The sequence below is a fragment of the Kitasatospora sp. NPDC029367 genome, from assembly GCF_055569135.1.
Map to the genome: position 1 here is coordinate 21,148 of NZ_JBVHYH010000055.1, position 25,489 is coordinate 46,636.

Sequence of the window (25,489 nt, forward strand, 5' to 3'; positions counted from 1 at the left end):
CTCATCCCTCATCGACGGTGACCGGATCCCGCAAGGGACGCAGCCCATCCAGGGGCGTCGACGGGCCGAGGTGCCATTCGCGGGCCGCCAGCTGGGCGTGCCACATCCGGGCGTAGCGGCCGTCCGGTTCGGCCAACAGGGCTGCGTGGGTGCCGCGTTGGGCGATCCGGCCGCCGTCCAGGACGAGGATCTGGTCCGCGCCGGCGATGGTGGACAGCCGGTGGGCGATCACCACGACGGTCCGGCCGGCCACGAGTCGGGCGACGGCCTGTTGGACCACGGCCTCGGACTCGGTGTCGAGGGCGGCGGTCGGCTCGTCGAGCAGGACGACGGGGGCGTCCTTGAGGATGGCGCGGGCGATGGAGATGCGCTGGCGTTCCCCGCCGGAGAGGGCCGAGCCGATCTCGCCGACCCGGGTGTCGTAGCCGTCCGGGAGGCAGGAGATGAACTCGTGGGCGTTGGCGGCGCGGGCGGCCGCGGTGATGTCGGCGTCGGTGGCGTCCGGGCGGGCGAGGGCGATGTTGGCACGGATGGTGTCGTCGAAGAGGTAGACGTCCTGGAAGACGACGGCGAGGTGGCGCAGCAGGTCGTCGGGGTCGAGGCTGCGCAGGTCGGCGCCGCCGAGGCGTACGGTGCCGTGCTGCGGGTCGGCGTAGCGGGCGATGAGTTTGGTGACGGTGGTCTTGCCGGAGCCGGAGGGGCCGACGAGGGCGGTGAGGCTGCCCTCGGGGACGGTGAACGAGACCTTTTCGAGGGTGGGTTCGTGCTGGCCTTCGTAGCCGAAGGTGACGTCGTCGAAGGTGATGTGGTGGCCGGTGGGCCCTGGGCCGCCGGGGGTGACGGGCAGCGGGCGGACGGTGAGCAGCTCGTCGACGCGGTGGAGGGCCGCTTCGGCCTGTTCGAAGAGCTTGGTCATGACGGCGGCGAGGCCGAGCGGTTCGGCGAAGCGGGCGGCGGTGACGACGACGGCGGCGACCGTGGCCGGGGAGAGCCGCAGGTCCAGGGCGAGCGCGGCGCCGAGCGCGACCAGGGCCACGAGGGCGAGCTGGACGATGAGTTGGGCGCCCGCGACCGGGAGCGCGGCGGAGCGGTTGGCGGCGCTCTGGGCGTGGTGCTGGTCGGCGAGCACGGTCCGCAGGCGCGGGGAGTCGGCTCCGGCCTGGCCGGTGGCCTTGAGGACGGGCAGCCCCTGGACGTACTCGACGATCCGGGCGGCGAGGTCGGCGTCGGCCTCGTCCACGTGGTGGAAGCCGGAGTTGGCGCGCCGCTGCACCTGGCGGACCAGCGGGAGGGCGGCGAGGGTGGCGGCCACCAGGACGAGCCCGAGCCGCCAGTCGAGGAGGAGTACCACCACGCCCAACACGGCCGGTACGGCGACGAGTTGGATGAAGAGGGTGGAGAGCGAGGAGATCGCTCCGGCGGCGGCGGTGGCGTTGCCGCCGACCACCGAGCCGAGGTCGCCGGCGGCCCGGCGGGCGAGTTCCTGTTGCGGCATGGCGCGCAGGGTGGCACCCAGGCGCAGCCGGGTGGCCTGGGTGACGAGGTGCCAGTGGTCGTAGGTGAAGGCCGTCTCGCGGATCCGCAGGACGGCTTCGACGGTGACCAGGCCGGCCAGCAGGCCGACCCACAGCCAGGCCCGGTCGGTGCGGACCGGGTCCCGGGTGAGTTCGGCGAGCAGCGGGACCAGGGTCGCGTACGCGGCGGCCTGGACCAGCGAGGCCGCGAGGGAAATCCGCAGGGTGCGGCGGAACTGCGGCGCGTAGGGGCCCGCGGCGGTGAGCATCAGGCGCAGGATCCGCCTCATCGTGTCGTCTCCAGGTCGGCGGTGGCGGCCGGCGTCTGCTGCGGGCCTCCGGTGGTGGTGAGGCCCCAGCGGGTGGCTTCCTCGTGCCGGGCCCAGAGCGCGGCGTAGCGCCCGCCGGCGGCGACGAGGTCGGTGTGCCGGCCGCGTTCGACGATCCGGCCGCCGTCCAGGACGGCGATCTGGTCGGCGTCGGTGACGGTGTTGAGGCGGTGGGCGATGATCAGGACGGTCCGCCCGGCCGTGAGTCGGGCGACGGCCTGCTGGATCGCGGCCTCGCTCTCGGGGTCGGCGAAGGCGGTGGCCTCGTCGAGGATGACGATCGGGGCCCGGGAGAGGATCGCGCGGGCGATGGTGATGCGCTGGCGCTCGCCGCCGGACAGACGGGCGCCGCGCTCGCCGACCTCGGTCCGGTAGCCGTCGGGCAGTTCGGTGGTGATGAACGTGTGGGCCGCGGCGGCCTCGGCGGCGGCCTGGACCTCGGCGTCCGTCGCGTCGGGGCGGGCGAGCCGGATGTTCTCGGCGACGGTGCCGGTGACCAGGAAGGGTTCCTGGAAGACCAGGGCGACGTGCCGCAGCAGGGCCGCGGAGCCGATCTCGCGGACGTCGACGCCGCCGACCCGGACGGAGCCGGAGTCGACGTCGTGGAAGCGCGGGATGAGCCGGGCGATGGTGGACTTCCCGGAGCCCGAGGGGCCGACCAGGGCGCAGACGGTGCCGGCCGGGATGTCGAGGTCGATGCCGTCCAGGGCCGGTCGGTCGGGTGTGTAGCCGAAGCGGACGTCGCGCAGGGAGACGGTGGCGTCGGCGGGCTCGCGGGGGTGTGCGGGCTCGGGCAGGACGGGGGCGGCGAGCAGCTCGGCGATCCGTACGGCCCCGGCCTTGGAGTCGTTGATGTGGTTGGCCAGGTTCATCAGGGGTGCGACGGCTTCGATGGGCATGGCGCCGATCAGCAGGCCGACCAGGAGGTCGGCGTCCGAGATCCAGCCGAGGGCGCGCATCGGGACGGCGGAGGCGGCGACGAGCAGGAGCGTCGGCAGCGGGACGATGAACAGCTTGGTGAGCACTCCGGAGGCCCGGGAGGTGGCCAGCCACTCGGCCACGGCTTCGGTGAACTCCCCCACCGCGGCGGCGAACCGCCGGAAGGAGGCCTGTCCGTCGTCGAAGGTCCGCACCACCGGCATGCCCTGGACGAACTCGACGACGGCCGCGTTGACGTTCTCGTTGGCCCGGTTGTAGCGCTCACGCTGGTCGGCGTAGTCGCGGGAGAGCAGGGCCAGGCAGACCGCCGCAACCGGCAGGACGAGGAGCACGGCGAGCAGGATCCGCCACTGGACCGCGCCGAGGGCGACCAGGGCGGCGAGCGGCTGGGCGACGCCCGAGCCCAGGAACGGCAGGGCGTCGGCGACGACGTTGTGCAGCGACTTGACGTCGTCCAGCACGATCTTCTTGATCCGTCCGGACCCGAGCCGCTGCACCTCGCCGAGCGGCATCCGGGCGAGGGCGTCGGCGAGCCGTCCGCGCAGTACCACTTCGAGTGCGTAGCTCGCCTCGTGGGCGGTGTGTTCGGCGAGCCACCTGGCGGCGAAGCCCAGGACCAGGGCCGCGAGCGCGGCCACCGTCCAGCCGGTGACGGCCCGGCCGCCGTGCCCGGCGAGCAGGTCCCCCACCGCGAAGGCCACCCCGAGGTACCCGGCGACGGAGCCGAGCCCGCCGGCCACGCCGAGCAGGGCGGCTCCGCCGAGCCGCTTGCGGACGGCCGGGGCGAGGGCGGTGAGGTCGAGGACGGCGCGCAGGCCGCCCGGCTTCATCGGACACCTCCGCCGACCAGCGCGGCCAGGGCCCGCTTGTCCACCTTGCCGAGGGCGGTGCGCGGGAAGGCCTCCACCACCTCGACCCGGTCGGGGAGTTTGAAGGCGGCGAGGCCGATCGCGGTGAGGTGGGCGTTGAGCTCCGCGCGGGTGGGCGGGGTGCCCCGGGCGATGACGCAGGCGCAGCTGCGTTCGCCGAGGGCCTCGTCCGGGACGCCGACGACGGCGACGTCCAGCACGGCGGGGTGTCCGGCCAGGTGGTTCTCGACCTCCTCGACGGGGACCTTGTCGCCGCCGCGGTTGATGACGTCCTTGATCCGGCCCTCCACGACCAGGTGCCCGCTGGGGAGGCGGCGGACGAGGTCGCCGGTGCGGTAGTAGCCGTCGCCGGTGAAGGCCGTCCGGTTGTGGTCGTCGGCGCGGTAGTAGCCGCGGAAGGTGTACGGGCCGCGGACGTGGAGTTCGCCGGGTTCGCCGGGGGCCACCTCGCGGTCGTCGGCGTCGACGATCCGCAGTTCGTCGTCGGGGGCGAGCGGGCGGCCCTGGGTGTGCAGGACGAGGTCGTCCGGGTCCTCGGCCCGGGTGAGGTTGAGCAGCCCCTCGGCCATGCCGTACACCTGCTGGAGGCGGCAGCCGAGGGCCGGGGCGATCCGGGCGGCGGTGTCGGGCGACAGGCGGGCGCCGCCGACCTGGAGCAGGCGCAGGCTCGCCAGGTCGGCCCCGCTCCAGTCGAGCGCCTCCAGCCAGAGCAGGACCAGCGGCGGGACGAGCGCGGTGGCGGTGACGCGTTCGCGTTCGATCAGCCGGAAGGCGTCCTCGGGGCTGGGGGTGGGGCTCAGCACGACCGTGCCACCGCCGTGGAGGGTGCCGAGGACGCCGGGGCAGGCGAGCGGGAAGTTGTGGGCGACGGGCAGGGCGGCGAGGTAGCGGGTGTCCGCGTCGAAGCCGCTCAGCTCGGCGGCGGCGGTCAGGTTGTAGACGTAGTCGTCGTGGGTGCGCGGGATCAGCTTGGGCACGCTGGTGGTGCCGCCGGACAGCAGGAGCAGGGCGACGTCGCCGGGGTCGGGCGCCGGGAGCGGCTCCGGTTCGGCGTCGACCTCCGCGAGGGCGGTGAACTCCGCCGCGTCCCCCAGGATCAGGACGTGGCGCAGGTCCGGTGCCTGCTCCCGCAGGGTGCGGGCGAGGGGGCGGTGGTCGAAGCCCAGGTGGGTGTCCGGGGCGACGTAGGCGACGGCCCCGGAGAGCCGGGCGAGGTGGACGAGCTCGGTCTCCCGGTGGGCGGGGAGCGCGTAGACGGGGATCGCGCCGAGCCGGAAGAGGGCGAAGGACAGGGCGAGGAACTCGGCCGTGTTCGGCAGGTGCACCAGCACCCGGTCCCGGGGGGCGGTGCCGAGGCGGCGCAGGCCCGCGGCCAGGCGGTCGGCGCGGTCGTCGAGTTCGCGGTAGGTCCAGCGGCGATCGCCGTCCACGACCGCGGTGTGGGTGGGCCGTTCGAGCGCCCGGTCGCGGAGCAGCGAGCCGAGGGTGCGCCCGCGCCGGTACCCGCGTTCGCGGTAGCGGGCCTCGAACTCCTCGGGCCAGCCGGTGAATCCGTCCAGCATGTCAGCCTTTCTGGGTGGAGCGTTCGGGTCGGAACGGTCGGGGTGGAGCGTTCGGGTCGGAACGGTCGGGTCGGAACGGTCCGGTTGGAACGGTCCGGTTGGAACGGTCGGATCGTCGGCCGTCGTCAGCGGTCGGCCGGGACGACGTAGGGCGCCACGGCGGCGAGCTTCTCGCAGGTCTCCTCGTATTCCCGGGCCGGGCGGGACGCCCCCACGACCCCGGCGCCCGCCCGCAGCCAGGCCCGCCCGTCCCGCTGGTACACCGCGCGCAGCACCAGGGCCGCGTCCAGCGAGCCGTCGCTGCCGGCCATCAGGACGGTTCCCGCGTAGAGGCCCCGCGGTTCGTCCTCCAGCTCCTCGATCAGCCGGTACGCGGCGGACTTCGGGATCCCGGAGGCGGTCACGGGCGGGAACACCGCGCCGAGGGCGTCCCAGGCCGTACGGCCGTCGGCCAGGGTGGTGGCGACCCGGGAGGCCAGGTGCTGGACGCTGCCGCGCGGTCGGACCGCGAGGAACTCGCTGACCGCGGTGCTGTCCGGCCGGCCGACCGCGGTCAGCTCCTCGACGGCGAGCTTGACCGAGGTGGCGTGTTCGAACACCTCCTTGGGATCGGCCAGCAGCTCGGCGCGCAGGGCGTCGTCGTGCTCCCGGTCGCCGGTGAGCGCCCTGGTGCCGGCCAGCGGCTGGGTGGACGCCCCCCCCGCGGCGTCCACCTCCAGGACGGTCTCCGGGCTGAAACCCGCCGCCTGCCAGCCGCCGAGGTCGAGCAGGAAGGAGCGGGCCGGGTCGTTGTGGCGGCGGCCGAGGACGTAGGTGGCACAGAGGTCGACCGGGTACGGGACGGGCACCGGGCGGGAGAGGATGACCTTCTGCAGCCGCTGCCGGCCGATCTCGGCGACGGCGTGCGCGACGGCCGCCCGGTAGGAGCCGCCGTCGACCCGGGCGTCGACCGGCACCGGCTGCGGTCGCGGGTCGTCGGCCGGCTCGGCGAGCAGCTCGCGGACGACGGCGGAGGCGTCCTCGTCCAGGGCGCGGACCAGGATCCCGTCGGCGCCGAGGCGGAGTTCCAGCCGGGGGACCATCAGGTGGGCCAGCCGTTCGCCGACGGCCCTGGCGTCCGCGCTGGCCAGTTCGAACCGGGCCCAGCCGTAGGCGTGCCAGTCGGCGACCGGCACCCGGTCGAGCGCTGCCCGCACGGCGGACCACGGGGTGCCCGACCAGCGGACGGCCGGCCCGAAGGTGCTGCGGACCTCGCCCGCGTCGACGCGGACCTCGCCCAACGGATCGCCGGCGACGTACCAGCTCTGCCCGCGCTCGTACACCACGTACTCGGTGAGCAGACCGGAGCGGACCAGCCGGGAGACGACCGCCAGCGGGTCGAAGCTGCCGCCGATCAGGGTCTCCCGGTAGTGCCTGCGCTCGACCTGGTGCCCGGCCTCGACCTCGTGCCCGGCCTTGAACTCGTTGCCGGCCTCGGCCTCGTGCCCGGCCTCGGCCTGGTGCCCGGCCTCGGCCTGGTGCCCGGCCTCGATCTGCTGTCTGGTCACGACGTGCCGCCCTTCGCGGTGGTGATCGGTGCGGCGATGAGCTCGGCGACGCGCGGCGCGTTGTGCTCCTCGATGCAGCTGAAGTGGTTGCCCTCGATGTCGGTGACCGGCAGCTCACCGAGGCAGACGTCCCGCCAGAAGGCGAGCGTGGTGTCGTCCATGCCGGGTGCGAAGCCGGACTCCCCGCGCGGGCGCAGGAAGCGGATGTCCCCGGCGTAGGGCGGCGGCGTGAACCGCGCGGAGAGGAAGCTCTGCCGGAACACCCGGAACATCGCGCCGACCATCTCGACCGGCATCTCCTGGCCGGTCGCCTCGGTGACCGCCGCGGCGTAGCGGGCGAAGCGCTGCTCCCGGGTGTGCCCGGCCAGGCGGCGGAAGTAGGCGCCGGCCCGGTCGAGTTCGTCGTCGCCGCCGACCGTGCCGAGCGCACCCAGCGGCACCCGGCCGCCGTTCTGTTCCAGCACCCGGCCGAAGGCGCGCAGCACGGCGGCCGGGTCGATCTCGCCGAAGCCGGTCTGCGGGAGGCTGATGTGCAGGTTGGGGACGAACAGGATCTCGATCATCAGGTCGTCCTCGACGTCGACGACCACCGGGTGGCTGCTCACCAGGACCAGGTCCTCGACCTGCGCGCCGCGTTCGGCCAGGCGCCGGCCGACCTCGGTGGCGAACAGGCCGCCGAGGCAGTACCCGACGAGCTGGAAGCGGGTGTGCCCCTCGGCCAGCAGCCGGTCGGCGTAGTCGTCGGCCAGCCGCTCGACGACCTCGGACGGGTCGAGCCCGCAGTACACCTCGGTGTCGGCGATCACGATCCCGAGCACCGGACCGAGGTCCTGGGCCACCAGCTCCTTCGCCAGCGGCCGGAAGCAGTCCATGGTGCCGAGCCCGGCGTGGAACAGCACCCGTACCGGCCCGTCACCGCCGGTGCTGAACGGCACCAGGACGGCGTTGCCGCGGTCGGCGGCCTGGCCGGCCTCGCCACCCTCCGCTCCGCCGCCGGACGCCTGCCCGGCGCGGGAGCGCAGGAAGGCGGCGAGTTCGGCGACGGTCGGCTGGTTGAGCAGCTGCCGCAGCAGGGTGTCGAACGGGACGTCGGCGGCCTCGGGCAGCTCCTCGCGGAGCCGCCCGGCCATCCGGGCCATGATCAGGGAATCGGCGCCGAGGTCGTAGAAGCGCTCGGTGCGCCCGACCCGGCCGACGGCCAGGGCCGTGGCCCACAGCTCGGCGAGCGCGGCCTCGAAGGGGTCGGCGGGCTGTTCGGCGCCGGACGTCCGGGCTCCCCCGGCCGTGACCGGCCGCCAGGTCCGTACCGTGGACCGGTCGACCTTGCCGTTGCCGGTGAGCGGGAGCGCGTCGACGACCTGGACGTGGGTGGGGAGCATGTGCGCGGGCAGCCGCTCCGCCAGGTGCCGCAGCAGCTCGGCCTCGGTGACCTGCTCGCGGTCCGTCTTGAGCCGGGCGGCGAAGAGGTGGATGCCCTGCGGGGCGAGCACGTGGTCGTCCCCCGGCAGACAGAGGATCCGGTCCGCCCCGGCGCTCTTCGCCAGCAGGTCCAGCCACTGGTCGCGGTCGAGGTAGGACGGGCCCGAGGTACGGACGGCGTCCTCCGGGGCGGTCATCATGAACGCCTGCGAGGCGAGGATCCAGGGGTGTTCCATCGTCGGCTCGGTCAGCACCAACCAGCCGCCCGGGGCGACGAGTTCGGCGAGCCGGTCGAGCGATGCCGCGGTGTCCCGGGCGTTCTCCAGGACGCCGGCGGCGAGCACCACGTCGAAGGAGTTCGGGGCCAGCCCCTGGGCCCGGTGGTCCGCGTCGACGTCGAAGGTGCCGAAGCGCACCCACGGGTGGCCGCCGAAGCGGTTGCGGGCCTCGGGCAGGAAGAACGGCGAGACGTCGGTGAACAGGTACTCGGCATCGAAGCCCGTCAGGGTCCGCAGGACGCCCTCGGTGGTGCCGCCGGTCCCCGCGCCCACTTCGAGGACGCGCAGCGGGCGGCCGGCCGGCTGCTGCTCCGCGATCCGCCGGAACAGCGAGGCGACGGCCCGGTTGAGGTAGCGCGCCATGCCGTGCTCGCGGTAGAGGGCGTCGGCGGTGTCGAACCTCCCCTCGGGGAAGAGGAGTTGGACCGGGTCCTGGGCGCCGGTGAGCAGGGCGGGCAGGCACTCGGCGTTGCGGCGGAGGTAGGCGATGAACTCCGGCGAGCCCAGTGCCCCGGGCCAGTCGGCTTCGAGCCGCTCCCACCGCTCGGCGGCCGCGGCCTCGGTGACCTCGCCGGTTCCGGCCTGGCGCAGCACCTCCCGCCAGCGGTCCGCCAGCCACGCGTGCTGGGGCGCCGGGGTCTCGCCCGTGCGCTCCAGCTCGGCGAGGGCCAGGGCCATGGACGCGAGCACGGCCGCGTCGAGCTGTTCGGCGCTGCGCTCGGCCTGGGCGCGGGTCAGGCCCTCGACCGCGGGCTCCACCTCGGGGAGCGGCCCGGTCGCGGGCCGCGAGCGGCGCGCCGTCTCCACCACGGCGAGCAGCCCGCGGTCCTCGCCCGTCCCGTCGACGACGGCACCCGCCGCCGCCACCGCCGGGTGCTCCAGGAGCGCGGCCTCGATCTCGCCGAGCTCGATCCGGTGACCGCGGATCTTGACCTGGGTGTCCTCGCGGCCGAGGAACTCGATCTCCCCGCCCGGCAGGTAGCGGCCGAAGTCGCCGGTGCGGTAGCCCCGTCGGCCGTCCGGGAGGGTGACGAACCGGTGGGCGGTCGTCTCCGGGTCGCCGAGGTAGCCCTCGGCCAGGCCGGCGCCGGTGATGTACAGCTCGCCCGCCGCCCAGACCGGGCGGTCCCGCAGCGCGCCGTCGAGCACCCGGAAGCCCTGGTTGGCCAACGGCCGTCCGTACGGGATGCTGCGCCGGCCCGGTTCGCGTCCGGTGCACCGGTGGTGGATCGACCAGATGGCCGCCTCGGTGGCGCCGCCGAGGCTGATCACGTCCAGCCCGGGCAGGCGCGCGGTGATCTCGTCCGGCAGGGTGACCGGGATCCAGTCGCCGGACAGCAGGGCCAGTCGCAGCGTGGGGAGCGCGTGGGCGGGCTCGGTGGCCAGGTAGGCGGCGAGCATCTGCATCAGCGCGGGGACGGAGTTCCAGACGGTGACGCCGTGTTCGGCGATCAGGGCGGCCCAGTGCGAGGGGTCGGCGCCGCGTCCGGGGTCGGGCAGGACCAGGGCCCCGCCCACGGAGAGCGGCCCGAGGATGTCGTAGACGGAGAGGTCGAAGCCGAGGTTGGCCAGTCCGAGCACCCGGTCGTCGGCGGTGACGGCGAAGCGGCGGTTGACGTCGGCGATGGTGTTGCCCGCGGCCCGGTGGCTGATCACCACGCCCTTGGGGCGGCCGGTGGAGCCGGAGGTGTAGATCACGTAGGCGGGCGCGTCCGGGTCACCGCCGGTGGAGGAGGGCGCCGGGGCCGCGGCCGGCAGTTCGTCGACGGCGATGACGGCGGTGCCCTCCGGCGCGTCGACGGCGACCCAGGACTGGGTGAGCACGTGGCGCACCCCGGCGTCGGTCAGGATCGCGGCCCGGCGCAGCGGCGGCTGGACGGTGTCGACCGGCAGGTAGACGGCGCCCGCGAGCAGCGTGCCGAGCACGGCGGCGACCTGCTCGACGCCCTTGTCCATGACGATCGCGACCCGCTCCCCGGGGGCGCAGCCGGCCGCGCGCAGGGCGTCGGCGACGGCGGCGGCCCGGCCGGCGAGTTCGCCGTACCGGACGACCCCGTGCGGGCCGTACACGGCCGGCCGGTCCGGGGTGCGGGCGGCCTGGGCGAGGACGGGCTGGTGGAGCAGGGTGTCGGGCAGGGCGGTGGCGGTGTCGTTGGCCCGGCGGCGTTCCTCGGCCTGCCGTGCGGGCAGCGGGACGGACTGCTCGGCGTCCCAGGCCGCGTCGCCGTCGGCGAGACCGCGCAGCAGCGCCTCGAAGGCGGCGAACATGTCGTCGACCAGGCCGTCGGGGAAGACGCCCTCGCGGACGTCCCAGTTGACCTGGAGACCCTCCGCGTCGTCCATCGCCTGGCAGTCGATGAACACCTGCGGGGTCTGGGTGATGCCGTTGCCGTCGAGGCGTCCGGTGGCGCGGTGGCCGTCGCCGTCCTCGCCGAGGCCGATCGCGCTGGTGAAGACGATCGGCAGCAGGGCCGCCTCGCGCCCGCGCCGGCGGGCGAGTTCGCGGAGCACCTCGACACCGGAGCAGAGCCGGTGGTCCAGGTCGTCGAAGAGCCGTTCGGCGAGCGCCCTGGCCCCTGCGGTGAACGGCCCGCCGGCGCTCCAGTCCACGGCGAGCGGGCTGACGGAGGTGAAGTCCCCGACGATCCGGCCGACGTCGGGGTGCAGCGGGAGGCGGTTGAGCACGGTGAGGTTGAGCGAGAAGCGGGGGCTGCGGCTCCAGCGCTCCAGGACGGCGGCGTAGGCGGCGAGCACGGCCGCGGACGGGGTGAGGCCGCGGTCGCGGGCGCGCTCCGCCAGCCGTTCCCAGGCGGGGCGGTCCAGCTTGAGGAAGCGGCGCCGGAAGCGCGGCTGGGACGGGCCGTCGGCGAGGGGCAGTTCGGGCGCGGCGGGGAGGTCGTCGATCCGGTCCCACCAGTAGTCGCGGTCGCGCTGGTGGGCGGGGCTCTCGCGCAGCCGTCGCTCGGCGAGCAGGTAGTCGCGGAACCGCAGCTCCAGCGGCGGCAGTTCGCGCTCGGGGCCGGCGTGCAGGGCCTCGAACTCGGCCAGCAGCAGCCAGATGCTCGCCCAGTCCGCGATCAGGAAGTCCATGGACAGGTGCAGCACCGCGCGGTCGGGACAGCGGCTGACCTGGACGTCGAACAGCGGCCACCGGGTGGTCTCGTACAGCCGGTGGCCCATCTCCTCGCGCACCGCGTCGAGTTCGTGCTCGCCGCGGTCGGCCGCCGGGACGGCCAGGTGCGGGACGCGGGGCAGGACGCGCTGGTAGCCGTCGGCCTCGACGACCGCCCGCAGCATGTCGTGCCGGGCCACCAGCCGGTTCCACGCGGCCTCCGCCCGCCGCGGGTCGAGGTCGGGGTAGTTCACCTCCAGGTAGACGTGGCAGGCGACGCCGCCGTGGCCGAAGGCACCGCCGCGCCCCAGCAGGTAGGCGGCCTGGACGTCGGTGAGCGGGAACGGCTCGTGGGCGGCCGAGAGGTCCGGTACGAGCGCGGTCGGCGTGCTCTCGGCCCGCAGCTGCTCGACGACGGCGGACTTGGCGGCCTTCAGCGCCGCCGCCCGCGACGGGGTGAGGACGCCCTTCGGGGCGCGGTAGCGCAGCTGTCCGTCCTCCTCCCACAGGGTTGCTCCGGCGCGTCGCAGCTCGGCGATCAGTTCGGCGGGGGTCATGCGTCTCGGCCTTCTCTCGGGTCGCGTCGCGGCGGGATGTTGGCGTTGAACCGGAACAGGTTCTCCGGATCCCAGGTCTGTTTGAGGTGCGCCAGCCGGTCGTGGGTCTCGGCGCCGTAGGCGGCGTGCACCCACTCGGGTTCGGGGTCGGGCAGCAGGTTGGGGTACGGGCCGCAGCTCACCGGCTGGAGCGAGCGCCAGGCACGGACGGCCGGCCCGATGTGCACCGGGTTGTCCGCGGCCCCGTACCACTGGGCGCAGACCTCGGCGAACCACTGCGCCCGCCGGTGGGTGAAGGCGGTCGGCCCGGCCGGGGCCCGGCCGATCGCACCGCCGAGGGCGCCGAGGACCAGCGAGAAGTTGGGGCCGGCCGCCGCCCACTGGGCGAGCAGGGAGTCGATCGTCCGGTCGGAGAGCTCGCTGAGCAGTTCGCCCCGGTTGTAGACGTGCTGGTCGGCGAAGCCCGGCGGTGACGGCAGCAGCCGCTGGTAGTCGGCGTAGGCCATCGGTGCGACGCCGTCCGCGACCGGCCGCGGGCGGCCCTCGCGCAGGGGCGCCAGCACCTCCTCGCCCTGCGCCGGATCGCCGAACCAGCTGGGGATGAGCAGCGCGCCGCGTTCGAAGTGGAGGTGCTCCGGGACGAACGGCAGCGGCGGGGCGGTCCACACGATCGCGATCAGCGAGGCCTGGTCGGGGGCGGTCGCCAGCCAGTCGCGGGCCGTGCGCAGCGCCGCCCCGACCTGCCCCGCCGGGTGGACCAGCGGGCCGGCCAGCACCTGGCCGACGGGGTGCAGCCGGAAGCCGAACCGGACCACCACGCCGAAGTTGCCCCCGCCGCCGCGCAGCCCCCAGAACAGCTCGGGGTGCTGCTCGGCGTCGGCCCTGACCCGCCGGCCGTCGGCGGTGACCAGGTCGAAGAAGAGCGCGTTGTCGCTGGTCAGTCCGAACTGGCGGGAGAGGTCGCCGACGCCGCCGCCGAGGGTGTGGCCGGCGATGCCGACGTCGGTGTTGCGGGCGCCGGGCAGGGCGAGACCGTGCCGCTGGGTGGCGGCGTCGAACTCGCCCCAGGTCAGGCCGGGTTCGGCGACGGCGGTGCGGGCCGCCGGGTCGACCTCGATCCGCTTCATGCCGCCGAGGTCGATCACCACGCCGTCGTCGCAGGTGCCCCAGCCGGCGACGTTGGCCCCTCCCCCGCGCACGGCGACGGGCCGTCCGAGGGTGCGGGCGTGGGCGAGCGCGGCGATCATGTCCTCGGAGCTGGTGCAGCGGGCGACGGCGGCCGGGCGGCGGTCCACCCGGGCGTTGCGCACCCGGCGGGCGGCGTCGTACCCGGGGTCGCCGGGGGTCAGCAGTTCCATCGTCTAGACCTTTCCGGCGGTGCTGGTGAGGATCGCGCCGTGCAGCTTGCCCTGGTCCAACTCGCGCTCCAGTCCGGCGAGTTCGACCGCGATGACGCCGGTCCGCGGGGCGGGCTCGACGGCCAGCCAGGGGTCCGCGCCGATCAGCGCGTCGTAGCAGGGCCGGTCGGCCGCCGCCACGCCCAGGCGCACCCGGGCGACGCCCCGCGCGCCGTTGGGGTGGGCGGTCCGGGCCGGGCGCTGCGGCGGGTCGTAGGCCGAGACGACGAACGGCAGCCCGGCCGGGCGCGGGGCGAGGAACTGATAGCGGACCACGGCGCCGTCCGGGCGGGTGCGCCTGCCCCTCATGACCCGGGAGACGGGCAGCCGGGCCGAGCGCAGTGCCGTCCGGACGCCGGTGAGGTCCCGCTCGTCCGTCTCCAGGGCGAGGTCGCGCCAGCCCTCGCCCGGACGGGCCCAGCGGGCCAGCCGCCGCCCGGCGGCACGGCCGTACACGGCGCTCAGCGGCCAGCGCAACGCGGCGGCTGCCGGGGGCAGTTGGAAGAACTCGATGAACGGGCCCGCGTCGAACCAGAGCAGTGCGTTGTGCGCCCGGGCGGGGTCGCTGCCGTACTCCACGGTGAAGCCGAGCGCGGTGTAGTCCGCGACGACGGCCCGCACGTCGTCGACCTTGCAGAGGATGTGACTCGCCCTCAGCATCGCGGGCTCCTCGCGGCGAACAGGCGCTGGCCCAGCGGAGCCAGGGCGTGGTCCTCGCCCGGCAGGGTGAGCACCTCGTCGAGACCGGCGCCGCTCAGGGCCTCCAGCCACTGGCCGCGGGTGAGGAAGGCCCTGCCCGAGGCGGCGCGGGCGTCCTCGGGCGCGGTCATCATGAACGCCTGCGAGGCGAGGATCTCCGGGTGCTCGCGGGTCGGTTCGGTGATCAGCAGCCACCCGCCCGGTGCGAGCAGCCCGACCAGCCCGCGCAGGGTCGCCCCGGTGTCCCGGGCGTTGTTCAGCACGCCGGCCGCGACGACCACGTCGGCGGAGCCGGGCCGGTGCCCCTGCTCCTGCGGTGGGCGGTCGACGTCGAGCAGGCCGAAGCGCAGCCCCGGGTGCCGGCCGAAGCGCTCGCGGGCCGGGCCGAGGAAGAACTGCGACACGTCCGTGAAGAGGTAGTCCGCCCGGAGGCCGGCCCCGTCGAGCGCGCCGACGACGGCCTCGGTCGTCGCACCGGTTCCGGCGCCGACCTCGACGACGCGCAGCGGGCCGGGGCCCGGGTGCGCGGCCGCGACGGCCCGTACGGCGGCGGCGACCGCGGTGTTCAGGTAGCGGGCCGTCACGGTGTCCCGGTAGACGGCGTCGGCGCGCTCGGTCCGGCCCTCGGGGAAGAGCAGCAGGGCGGCCCGCTGCTCGCCGGCCATCAGCTCGGGCAGGCACTCCGCGTTGAGGCGCAGGTAGTCGATGAACGCGGCCGATCCCAGCCCGGCGGTCCAGGCCTCGGCGGCGCGGTCCCAGGCGCGGCCGACCTCGGCCGGGCCGACCGTCCGGGTGGCGTGCAGCTGGTCGCCGTCGCGTTCGAGCAGGCCGCGCTCGGCCAGCAGGTCGATCCACCGCCGGATCAGCCGGTGGTGCGCGGGTGCCACCCGGCCGAGGAGCTCGGACAGGCGGCCGGGCTCGGCACGTCCGGGCGTGGCGCGTCCAGACGTGGCGCGGCCGGGCAGCAGCGCGAGGAGCATCGAGGACAGGACGGCGTCGTCGAGGCGTTCGACGAAGGCCGCGCTCTGGACGGCGGTGATCCCCCGTACCTGCGGCTCGGCGCTCGCCGCCGCCTCGGTGACGACGCCGTGCAGGGTGAGCGGGCCCTGGGCGGGCCGCCCGCTCGGTTCAGGGCCGCTGCCGACGCCGGCCACAAGTGCCCCGGTTGCCACGGTTGGCACGGCTGCCACGGCGGCGACCAGGTCGGCGACGGGCAGCGGCCGGTGCACCTGCCCCGGGCGCAGCTCGGGGTAGCCCGTCCGCGCGGTGACGTCCTGCCACATCCGGCAGAGCGTCAGCAGGTACTGGTCGGGGCGCTCGCCGCCCGGCCCGCCCAGCACGGCGGCCCGCAGGGCCAGCAGGTCGTCGCCGATGGCGGCCGGCCACAGCTCGCGCAGCGTGCGCCGCAGGCTCGGCAGCCCGCTCGGCCCGCTCGGATCGAGCACGGTCGTGGTGGGATCGCCGAGGTGGCCGGTGCCGGGGCCCTCGAAGTCGAACCGGTGCTTGACCGCCTCCGGGATGTGCAGGCGCGGGGTCCAGGTGAGCGGGCCGTGGGTGTCCCCGAGGGTGAGGCTGCCGCCGGCCGTTCCGATGGTCACCCGGTGCAGCAGGTGGAGGTGGTTGTCGGGGTCGCCGGGGTCCACCTGGTTGTGCACCCGCAGGGTGAGCGGGGCTCCGCCGATCCGTCCGGTCAGGAGCGCGAACGGACCGCCGGTGCCCTCGGCGGCGGAGATCCCCCAGGGGCGCACCGGGCCCAGCGCGTCGCCGAGGATGTGCAGCAGCGGGAACGCGACCTGGACCGAGCAGGCCGCGTCCAGGTACGCGGCCGGCTGCCGCTCCAGCAGGGCGCGGGCCGCCGCGGTGAAGCGCCGTACGGACGGCAGCCGCACGTACAGGTCGCCCACCCGGTAGTGGACGCCCGCACGGCGGGCCTCGCGCAGGCACGCGGCCAGGTCGTCGTGGTGGACGGGCTGTTCCTGGATGACGTGGACGCCCCGGCGCAGCAGCCGCAGCGCCAGGTCCGTCCCGGCGCCGCCGAGGACGCCCGAGCGCAGCACGACGCAGGCGAGGTCGATGTCGTCGGGGAGTCGGTCGGGGTCGGTGAACAGCGGCACGCCGTACCGTTCGGCGCACTCCGCCGAGCGTGGGCTGCCCTGGGCGAGCACCCCGGCGATCTCGAACTCCTCGGGCCGGGCGGCGAGCGCGGCCAGGTAGAACTGCCCGAACGTCGTCCCGCACACCACTGCCCGCAGCCTGCGCTGCCCGTTCACAGGGCTCCCTCCTCGACGGCGACGAGCCGCTCGATCGCTTCCTGGTGGACCGTCGGCTCGGCCACCGCGCTGATCCGCGCGAGGGTGGTCGACGGGTCGAGCACCTCCGCGGCGCGGTGCACGCCGGCGGGGACCTCACCGCCCAGCACGGCGGCGGTGGCGGCCGCGGTTACGGCGCCGGTGAGTTCCGCGATGCCCGGGGCCCGCAGGACCGCCGTCCGGGTGGCCGGCCGGCCTTGGGCCGTGCCGACGAGCTGGGCGAGGAGGGTCACGTACGGCGTACGGCCCGCGAGGTCCAGGGCGGTGGCCCGGCACAGTCCGGCGACGGCGTCCGCCGGGGCCTGGGTGCGGGCGGCGTCGAGGGCGCCCGCCAGGTGCCCGCCGTCGAGCACGCTGTACCAGCTGCCGTCGCTCAGGGCGAGGTCGCGGGCCAGCCGCACGCCCTCGGCGTCGAGGTAGGGCAGGGCGTCGACCGGCCGGGGGAAGAACGGCAGGGTGACGGCGGAGCGGCGGGTGAGCGCGCCGGGGCGGCGGACGCCGCCGCGCCAGGCGGCGAGCGGTTCGTTGGCGCCGCCGAGGACGCCGTGCAGGTAGTCCTCGGCGCCGGTGGCGGTGAACCGGTCGAGCACCCCGGCGTAGCAGGTCAGCTCGTGCACAGTGGCGAACTCGCGCGCGGCGAGCCAGCGCGGGAGCAACCCGGACAGGCCGGGCAGCGCGCCCGCGGCGAAGACCGCGCAGCGGCCCTGGGTGGGAAGGGGTGCGGGGTCACCGCCCGCGTCCACGTGGTGGGCGCCGGCCGCGAGGGCCGCGCGGGCGATCCGGGCGGCGCTGCGGTGGGACGGTCCGGCGCAGTTGACGACCACCTCGCAGCCGCGCACGAACGCCGCCAGCGAGGCGTCGTCCTCGACGTCGACCGCGACCGCTTCGACCTCGGCCGCTTCGACTGCGGCCGTTTCCACCGCTCCGGTCAGGGCGGCCGCGGCGGCCTGCGAGCGCTGCCGGCTCCGGCCGCCGAGCCGCAGCGGGCCCGCGCCCCACCCGGCCAGCAGGCGGGCCGCCTGGGTGCCGACCGCGCCGTATCCTCCGATGACGCCGATCACAGCGTGCCCTCCTCCATGGCGTCCAGTGCCGCGCGTTCCTCGGCGAGCGCCGCGGTGACGCGTTCGAGGCTCGGCCCGGAGAAGATCCGGCGCAGCGGCAGTTCCACGCCGTAGCGCTGCTTGACGCGCTCGATGAAGCGGGTGGCCAGCAGGCTGTCGCCGCCCATCGCGAAGAAGCTGCGTTTGCGGCCGATGCCGGTACGCCCGAGCAACTCGGCCCAGATCAGGGCGACTTCCGTCTCCAGTTCGCCCTGCGGCTCCTCGTCCGGGTCCTCCGGGTCGGTCGCGGCGGCAAGGCTGACCAGGGCCTTGCGGTCGACCTTGCCGTTGGCGCCGAGCGGGAGCCAGGGCAGCACCTCGATCTGCTCGGGCACCATGTGGGCGGGCAGCCAGGCGGTCAGGTGGGTGCGCAGCGCGGCCAGGTCGAGGTCGGCGGCGTCCTCCGGGCGGCGGGCCTGGAGCAGTTGGGTGAAGGTGTCGCCGACCGGCCGGTGGCCGGGGTCGCGCAGGCCCGCCCGGGCGAGGAGTTCGGCCCAGCGCCCGCCCGTCAGCATCGGGCTGCCGGCCAGCCGGCGCTCCCGGTCGAAGCCGGTGTAGCCGCGGTCCAGCAGTGCGGCGGTGAGCAGCGCGACCGGTGTCAGTTCGGTGCGCTCGACGGCGGTCAGGGCGCCGCCGGGCCGGAGCAGCAGGGCCGCCAGGGCGGGGCCCCGGGCCGGGTCGGGGTGGCGGTGCAGGACGTTGTCGGCCAGCACGACGTCGAACCGGTGCCTGAGCGCCTCGGGGATCCGGCTGCCGGGGAAGGGGTGGCATTCGGTGGGGTGCGGCAGGGCGTCCAGTCGGCGGCCGGCGAGGTCGAGCAGCGCGGGGGCGGCGTCGAGCAGCGTGTAGCGGACCAGGCCGGGATCGAGGAGCTGGAGCAGCCGGGCCGCGAACCGGCCGTCCCCGCCGTCGAGTTCGGCGATCTCGACGGGCCGTCCGAGCCGCTCGGCCAGGGCGGTGAGGTCCTCGGCGATCGCGGTGAGGGCGGCGGCGGTGCCGGGGTCGGCGTCGGCGAGGCGCACTGGGGAGAGCACCTCGTCGTCGAGCAGCACGGCGGGGTCGAGCCGGCCGGCCAGGATCCGCCGGTAGTCGTCCAGCCGTTCCAGCAGCCGGGCACGGGCCCGGGCGACCAGCCGGCCGTACCCGTCCGCGCCGTACCCGCCGTCCCCGCCGTCCGCGCCGTCGGCTGCGGGCGCGGTGCGGGCCGCGGCCTCGGGCAGGCCGGGCCCGGCCTCGTAGCGTTCCGCCTCCTCCACCAGGACCTTCTGCTCGACCAGCCAGGCCAGCCACAGCCGCAGGGCGGGCAGGTGTTCGTCCGCCGTGTCCAGTCGGGCGGCGAGTTCGCCGAAGGTCGCGGCCGTGGACTCGTCCAGGCGCAGCAGTTCGACGAGGAACGCCTGCGCGGCCTCGGCCTCGCGCTGGGCGGCCCCGGCGCGGGCGGCGAGCAGCCCGGCGTCCGGCTCGGTGCCGTCGACGGGGCCCGCGGGGCCGGCCGGCGCGGCCGGGACGACGGCGGCGACCAGGCGGCGGCCCGCCCCCTCCCCCGCGACCGCGGCGAGGCCGTGGCCGACGCCGGGGTACTCGCGCAGGGCGGCTTCGACCTCGCCCAGCTCGATCCGGTGGCCGCGGATCTTGACCTGCTGGTCGGCCCGGCCGAGGAACTCCAGGGTGCCGTCCGGCCAGTGGCGGCCGAGGTCGCCGGTCCGGTACCAGCGTTCACCGGCCGTCTCGACGAACCGGCGCCCGGTCAGTTCGGGGGCCGCGCGGTAGCCCCGCGCCACGCCCGCGCCGCCGATCCACAGCTCGCCGGCGGTCCAGTCGGGGCAGTCGCGGCCCAGCGGGTCGACGACGCGGTAGCGCTGGTTGCGCAGCGGGTGGCCGTACGGGATCGAGCGCCAGCCCGGGTCGACGGTGGCGACCTCGAAGGCGTTGGACCAGATCGCGGCCTCGGTCGCGCCGCCGAGGGCGACGAACCGACAGTCGGGACACAGCGCCGCGAGGCGCCCGGGCAGGTCGAGTCCGACCCAGTCGCCGGAGAGCAGGGCCAGCCGCAGCGAGGCCGGGGGCCGGTCGCCCTCGGCGACCACGAGCAGCATGTCGAGCAGGGCGGGGACGGTGTTCCAGACCGTCACCCCGTGCCGCCGGACCAGTTCCAGCCAGCGGCGGGCGTCGCGCCGGGCCTCCTCCTCGACCAGGACGACCGAGCCGCCGACCGAGAGCGGGCCGAAGACGTCGAAGACGGAGAGGTCGAAGTCGAGGGCGGAGACGGCCAGGACGCGGTCGTCCGCGCCGATCCGGTAGCGCTCGTCGATGTCGGCGACGGTGTTCGCCGCCGCGCGGTGGGTGATCTCGACGCCCTTGGGTTCGCCGGTCGAGCCGGAGGTGAAGATCACGTACGCGAGCTCGTCGGGCCCGCTGCCGACGGGGCCGGGCGCGGCCGCCGCCGTCAACTCCTCGACCACGACCGGCCGGACGGCCTCCGACCAGGCCGAGGCGGCCTTCCCGGCCCGGTCGGTGACGACCAGGCGCACGCCCGCCAACCGGTGGATGCGCTCGCGCCGGGCCGCGGGCTGGTCGGCGCCGACGGGCAGGTAGGCCGCCCCGGCGGCGAGCACGCCGAGGACGGCGGCGATCTGGTCGGGGCCCTTGGGGAGGGTCACCGCGACCGGCTCGCCGGGGCCGACGCCCTGCGCGGCGAGCGTCGCCGCCAGCCGGAGGGCGCGGTCGGCGAGGTCGCGGTAGCTCAGCCGCCCGTCCTCGCCCCAGCGCAGGGCGATGCGGTCGGGCTCCTGCCGGGCCCGTTCGAAGAAGCCGTCATGGAGGCGCCGGTCCGGGGCGCCGGTGCCGGTGGCGTTGACCCGGGCCCGGACGGCGCGCTGGGTGTCGGGCAGCAGGTCGGGGGCGGGCGCGTCCCAGTCGCCCCAGCCGAGCCAGTCGACCAGCCGCAGCTGGGCGGCGAACATCGCGTCCAGCAGGCCGTCCGGGAAGAGCTCCTCGACGGCGTCCCATTTGAGCCGCACGCCGCCGTCCGGGGCGTCGGTGACCTGGTGGTCGAGCCACACCTGCGGGGTCTGGGACACGCCCCAGACGTGGTCGCGGAAGATCCCGGGGCCGCTCCCGCCGCCGACGCCGAGGGCGCTGGTGAACACCACGGGCATGGTGGTCTCCGGTTCGCCGGTGTACCGGGCGAGGTCGCGCAGCACCCGGACGGCCGACACCGCGCGGTGGTCGAGCGCGCCCCACAGCTCCTGCTGGACCCGCCGGGCCCGCGCCAGCCAGCTGTCGCCGGGCTGCGGGCGGGCGGCGACCAGCAGCAGGGAGGTGAAGTCGCCCAGCACGTGGGGGATGTCGGGGTGCACGTCCTGACGGTCGAAGAGGGTCAGGTTGAGCGTGAGGTCGGGGCGGGCGCTCCACCGGCCGAGCACCTCGGCGAAGGCGGTGAGCAGCACGGCCGACGGGGTGAGGCCGTGGGCGCGGGCGCGCTCGGCGACCGGGCGCCAGTGGGCCGCGCCGATCTGCGCCTCCCGGCGGGTGAAGCGCGGCCGGCCCACCTCGGAGGGGTCGACGGCCAGCGGGAGCTGGGGGGCGGGCGGCAGTACGGGCAGCTGCCGGTCCCAGTACTCCCGGGCGGCGGCGAGGGCGGCCGGCTCGGGTGCGGCGGCGAGCACGTAGTCGCGGAACGAGACGCCGACCGGCGGCAGTTCGGCCTCCGGGTCGGCGTAGAGGGCGCCGAGTTCGGTGTAGAAGGTGAGGATGCTCAGGGCGTCGAGCACGATGTTGTCGATGCCGACGGCGAGGCGGACGCGGTCGCCCGCGCGGACGGCGCGGATCGCGAACAGCGGCCAGGCCGCCGGGTCGAACACCTGGTGCGAGGCGGTGTCGCGCAGCTCCCGGAAGGCGGCCTCCGGGTCGGCGCCGGCCTCGGTGACGGCGATGCGGTACGGCGGGACCTCGGGCAGGATCCGCTGCTCGCCGCGCCCGTCGACCACGGCGCGCAGCATCTCGTGGCGCCGGACGAGCCGGTCGACGGCGTCCTCCAGACGGGCCAGGTCGAGCCCCGGTACGTCGTACTCCCGGTAGAAGTGGCAGCCCGTGCCGCCGAGGGTGAACTCCTCGCCCCGGCCCAGCCAGTAGGCGCGCTGGACGTCGGTGAGCGGGAAGGGCTCCGACCGGTGTGCCGGATCGGCCGCGAGCGGCGGGCGGGCGGGGGCGCCCTCGTCGCGCCGCAGGGAGGCGGCGAAGTCGGCCAGCACCGGCCGGGCGAACAGCTGGGCGAGCTTGACGTCGGCGAAGCCGTCCGCGCGCAGCCGCGCCACCAGGCGGGTCGCGAGCAGCGAGTCGCCGCCGAGCGCGAAGAAGTCGTGCTCCCGGCCGACGTCGGGCACGCCCAGCACCTGCGACCAGGCCGCGGCGGCCCGGCGCTCGGTCTCCCCGGCGGGCGGGGTGACGGGGGCTGCGGCCGGGTCGGCGACCAGGTCGCGGCGCAGCGCGGCCCGGTCGACCTTGCCGTTCGCGGTGAGCGGCAGGGCGGGCAGCAGCACGATCCGCTCGGGGACCATCGCGGCAGGCAGGCGCTCGCTCAGGTGGGCGCTCAGCTGGGCGCTCAGCGCGGCGGGGTCGGGCTCCTCGCCCGGGCGGGCGGGCGGTCCGCCGGCGGAGACGGCGGCGAGCGCGCTCCAGTCGGGCACCTGGTCGGCCGTCGGCGCGGTGACCGCGGCGGCCAGCCGGCCGTCCTCGCAGACCACGGCGACGCCCTGGCCGATGCCGGGGAAGGCGGTCAACGCGGCCTCGATCTCGCCGAGTTCGATCCGGTGGCCGCGCACCTTCACCTGGTGGTCGGCCCGGCCGAGGAACTCCAGGGTCGCGTCGGGCAGGTAGCGGGCCCGGTCGCCGGTGCGGTACCAGCGCCGGCCGTCGAGCTCCGGGAAGCGCTCACGGGTGCGGTCCGGGTCGTTGCGGTAGCCGCGGGCGACGCCGGCGCCGCCGATCCACAGCTCCCCGGGTACGTGGTCCGGACAGTCGCGCCCGAGCGGGTCGACCACCCGGCAGACGACATTGCGCAGCGGCAGGCCGTACGGGACGGACGTCCAGCCCGGGGGCACCGGGGCGGCCACCTCGCACACGGTGGAGTGGACGGCGGTCTCGGTGGTGCCGCCGAGGGCGACGAACCGCCCGACGGTGGTCGCGTCCGTGGTCGCGTCAGTGGTCGCGGCGGTGAAGCGGCGCGGCAGGTCCAGCGGCACCCGGTCGCCGCCGACCAGGGCGAGGCGCAGCGGCAGGCCCGACGGTGCCGCCGTGACCAGCATGTCGAGCAGCGCGGGCACGCAGTTGACGACGGTGGCGTGGTGGCGGCGGGTCAGTTCGGCCCAGGCGTGGGCGTCGCGCCGCTCGCCCTCCTCGACGCACACGACGGCGCCGCCCGCCGAGAGCGGGCCGAAGACGTCGTAGACGGAGAGGTCGAAGTCGAGGGCGGAGAGCGCCAGGGTGCGGTCCCCGGGCCCGACGGCGAAGCGCTCGTTGAGGTCGTCGACGGTGTTCATCGCGGCGGCGTGGGTGAGTTCGACGCCCTTGGGCTCGCCGGTGGAGCCGGAGGTGTAGATCACGTAGGCGAGGTCGGCGTCGCCGCCCGGGACGGGAGCGGCCAGCGGCACGGTGTCCGGCGGTACGTCGACGGTGTCGAGGACCAGCCGGATCCCGGCGGTGCGGTGGATGCGTTCGCGCCGCAGCTCGGGCTGGTCGACGCCGATCGGCAGGTAGGCGGCGCCCGCGGCCAGCACGCCGAGCACGGCGGTGACCTGGTCCGGGCCCTTCGGCAGGGTCACCGCGACCAGGTCGCCGGCCGTGACGCCCCGGGCCCGCAGGTGGGCGGCCAGGGCGAGGGAGCGGCGGGCGAGCTCGCCGTAGCCGAGGGTGCCGTCGACGCCCCAGCACAGGGCGGTCGCCCCGGGGTCGGCGGCGGCGCGGGCGAAGAACCCGTCGTGCAGCCGGGCGCCCGAGGTCGGGCCGGTGGTGGCGTTGGCGCGTTCCCGGGCGGCGAGCTGGGCGGCGGGCAGCAGCGGGGGGACGGGCCGCGCCCAGGCGTCGGGGTCGGTGAGCAGCCGGTCGAGCAGCGTGCCGTAGGCGGCGAACATGGCGTCCAGCACGCCGGGGAGAAAGGCGTCCTCGCGGGCGTCCCAGTTGACCAGCAGCCCGCCGTCCAGCTCGGTGACCTGGGCGTCCAGCCACACCTGCGGCCCCTGCGAGATGATCCAGACGGCCTCTCCGAAGGACTCCCGGACCTCGGCCGGGAACAGCTCCCCCAGCCCGAGGGCGCTGGTGTGGACGACGGGGGCGAGGATCCGCTGCCCGTGCAGGCGGGAGGCGTCGCGCAGCACCTCGACCCCGGAGTGCCCGGCGTGCGCGGCGTCGGCGTGGAAGCGCGCCTGGAGGCGGGCGGCGCGCTGGGCGAAGGTACCGGGCGTGGCACCGTCCCAGGCCAGCAGCACGGAGGAGGTGAAGTCGCCGACCAGGTCGCCGACTTCGGCATGCAGCGGCTCGCGGTCGAAGAGCGGGAGGTTGAGCGTGAAGCGCGGTTCGGCGCTGAAGGCGGTCAGCGTCTCGGCGAACACGGCGGCGAGTGCCAGTGCGGGCGTCAGGCCGTGCCCGCGCGCCAGTTCGCCGAGGCGGCGCATCGACGCGGCATCCAGCCGGCGGTGCCGGCGCACCACGGTGGGGGTCTGCGACGGTTCGCCGAGGGGCAGTCCGGGGGCGCCGGGCAGCTCGGGCAGGTGCCGGCGCCAGTGGTCGCGGTCGGCCTCGAGGGCCGCTGCCCGGGCCGGGGTGGCGCGGGCGGCCCGGCGCTCGGCCAGGTAGCGCGGGTAGCTGTAGCCGAGCGCGGGCAGCGGCGTGTCGGGGGCGGCGTAGCTGCGGGCGAGGTCGGCGAGCAGGATGCGCAGGCTGAGCGCGTCGGCCGCGACCATGTCGAGGTTGAGGTGCAGGCGGGTGCCGCCGGGCCTGATCGCGTCCGGCAGCTGCGACAGCTGGACGTCGAAGACCTCGCCGGCGGCGATGTCGAGGCTGCGGTGGGACAGCTCCCGCCGGAGGTCGGCGAGCCGCGCCTCGGCCTCGGCGGCGCCGGCGCCGCGCAGGTCGTGGACCCGCAGGCCGGGCCAGCTGCTGTGCTCGGGGATCCGCTGGCGGCCGTCGTCCAGGATGTGCACCCGCAGCATCCCGTGCCGGGCGAGCACCGCCCGGACGGCGGCCTCCAGCCGGGCCGGGTCGACCCCTTCGCCGTCGAACTCGTTGTAGAAGTGCGCGGCCACGCCGCCGAGTTCCTGGCCCTGCTGGCGTCCGACCCAGTAGGCGTGCTGCATCAGCGCGAGTTCGAAGGGCTGGGACTCGTCGACGTCCTGGAGTCCGGGCCGGACGCCCGCCCCGGCTCCGGTGCGCGGCCGGCCTGCGAGAGAGCGGCCGCTGAGCGGTTCGCCACCGAGCGGTTCGCCGCTGACCATTTCGCCGCTGCGCGGTTCGCCACTGAGCGGTTCGCCGCTGAGCAGTTCGTGCCAGGCCGCCAGGGTCGGCTGCGCGGCGAGCTCGGCGAAGCCGATCTCCAGGCCGGTCCGCCGGAGCCGGCCGGCCAGCCGCATCATCGCCAGCGAGTCCAGGCCGAGCGCGATCAGGTTGTCCTGCGCGCCGATCCGTTCCGCGGGCAGGTCGAGCAGTTCCGCGACGACTCCCGCGAGGTCGGCTGCTGCGATCCCGTGATCCTGCGACAAGTGGGTTCCCCTCCTCGGGATGTGGGTGCGCGCGCCGAAGGGCGGCGGGGTCGGGGTGGCGAGCGCCGGCCGCGACCGGTGGACCGGCCCGGATCCTGCGGCCG

10 protein-coding genes are annotated in these 25,489 nt (G+C 75.9%); all 10 read right to left on the reverse strand.

Going from position 1 to position 25,489, the window contains the following annotated elements:
- Window position 1 precedes the first annotated feature (1 nt).
- The 10 genes from ACZ4W5_RS26280 to ACZ4W5_RS26325 all read right to left on the reverse strand — a co-directional run bounded on the left by ACZ4W5_RS26280 (window position 2) and on the right by ACZ4W5_RS26325 (window position 25,385).
- Window positions 2–1,804: an ABC transporter ATP-binding protein gene (locus ACZ4W5_RS26280; protein WP_465657289.1), complete on the reverse strand. Its 1,803-nt coding sequence runs from the start codon at window positions 1,802–1,804 to the stop codon at window positions 2–4.
- Window positions 1,801–3,612 (reverse strand): ABC transporter ATP-binding protein, encoded by a 1,812-nt coding sequence (locus ACZ4W5_RS26285; RefSeq protein WP_465657291.1) that lies wholly within the window; start codon window positions 3,610–3,612, stop codon window positions 1,801–1,803. The genes ACZ4W5_RS26280 and ACZ4W5_RS26285 overlap by 4 nt, the downstream gene beginning before the upstream one ends.
- Complete coding sequence (locus ACZ4W5_RS26290; RefSeq protein ID WP_465657292.1) at window positions 3,609–5,213, reverse strand: (2,3-dihydroxybenzoyl)adenylate synthase; 1,605 nt, start codon at window positions 5,211–5,213, stop codon at window positions 3,609–3,611. Before ACZ4W5_RS26290 ends, ACZ4W5_RS26285 begins: the two co-directional genes overlap by 4 nt.
- Before the next feature lie 125 nt (window positions 5,214–5,338).
- Window positions 5,339–6,760, reverse strand: a complete 1,422-nt coding sequence (locus tag ACZ4W5_RS26295; RefSeq protein ID WP_465657293.1) for a salicylate synthase — start codon at window positions 6,758–6,760, stop codon at window positions 5,339–5,341.
- On the reverse strand, window positions 6,757–12,126 hold the full coding sequence (locus tag ACZ4W5_RS26300) for a non-ribosomal peptide synthetase (protein ID WP_465657295.1): 5,370 nt from the start codon (window positions 12,124–12,126) through the stop codon (window positions 6,757–6,759). The genes ACZ4W5_RS26295 and ACZ4W5_RS26300 overlap by 4 nt, the downstream gene beginning before the upstream one ends.
- Window positions 12,123–13,484, reverse strand: a complete 1,362-nt coding sequence (locus ACZ4W5_RS26305; RefSeq protein WP_465657296.1) for an FAD-binding oxidoreductase — start codon at window positions 13,482–13,484, stop codon at window positions 12,123–12,125. Before ACZ4W5_RS26305 ends, ACZ4W5_RS26300 begins: the two co-directional genes overlap by 4 nt.
- 3 nt (window positions 13,485–13,487) lie before the next feature.
- Window positions 13,488–14,183, reverse strand: a complete 696-nt coding sequence (locus ACZ4W5_RS26310) for a VOC family protein (protein ID WP_465657298.1) — start codon at window positions 14,181–14,183, stop codon at window positions 13,488–13,490.
- The gene (locus tag ACZ4W5_RS26315; RefSeq protein WP_465657299.1) at window positions 14,177–16,492 is read right to left on the reverse strand and encodes a Gfo/Idh/MocA family oxidoreductase; all 2,316 of its coding nucleotides are present in this window, start codon (window positions 16,490–16,492) and stop codon (window positions 14,177–14,179) included. The genes ACZ4W5_RS26310 and ACZ4W5_RS26315 overlap by 7 nt, the downstream gene beginning before the upstream one ends.
- Window positions 16,489–17,592 carry a saccharopine dehydrogenase NADP-binding domain-containing protein gene (locus tag ACZ4W5_RS26320; RefSeq protein ID WP_465657300.1) on the reverse strand — a complete coding sequence of 368 codons (1,104 nt, stop codon included), beginning with the start codon at window positions 17,590–17,592 and terminating at the stop codon, window positions 16,489–16,491. Before ACZ4W5_RS26320 ends, ACZ4W5_RS26315 begins: the two co-directional genes overlap by 4 nt.
- Window positions 17,589–25,385 carry an amino acid adenylation domain-containing protein gene (locus tag ACZ4W5_RS26325; RefSeq protein ID WP_465657302.1) on the reverse strand — a complete coding sequence of 2,599 codons (7,797 nt, stop codon included), beginning with the start codon at window positions 25,383–25,385 and terminating at the stop codon, window positions 17,589–17,591. Before ACZ4W5_RS26325 ends, ACZ4W5_RS26320 begins: the two co-directional genes overlap by 4 nt.
- Window positions 25,386–25,489: the final 104 nt, after the last annotated feature.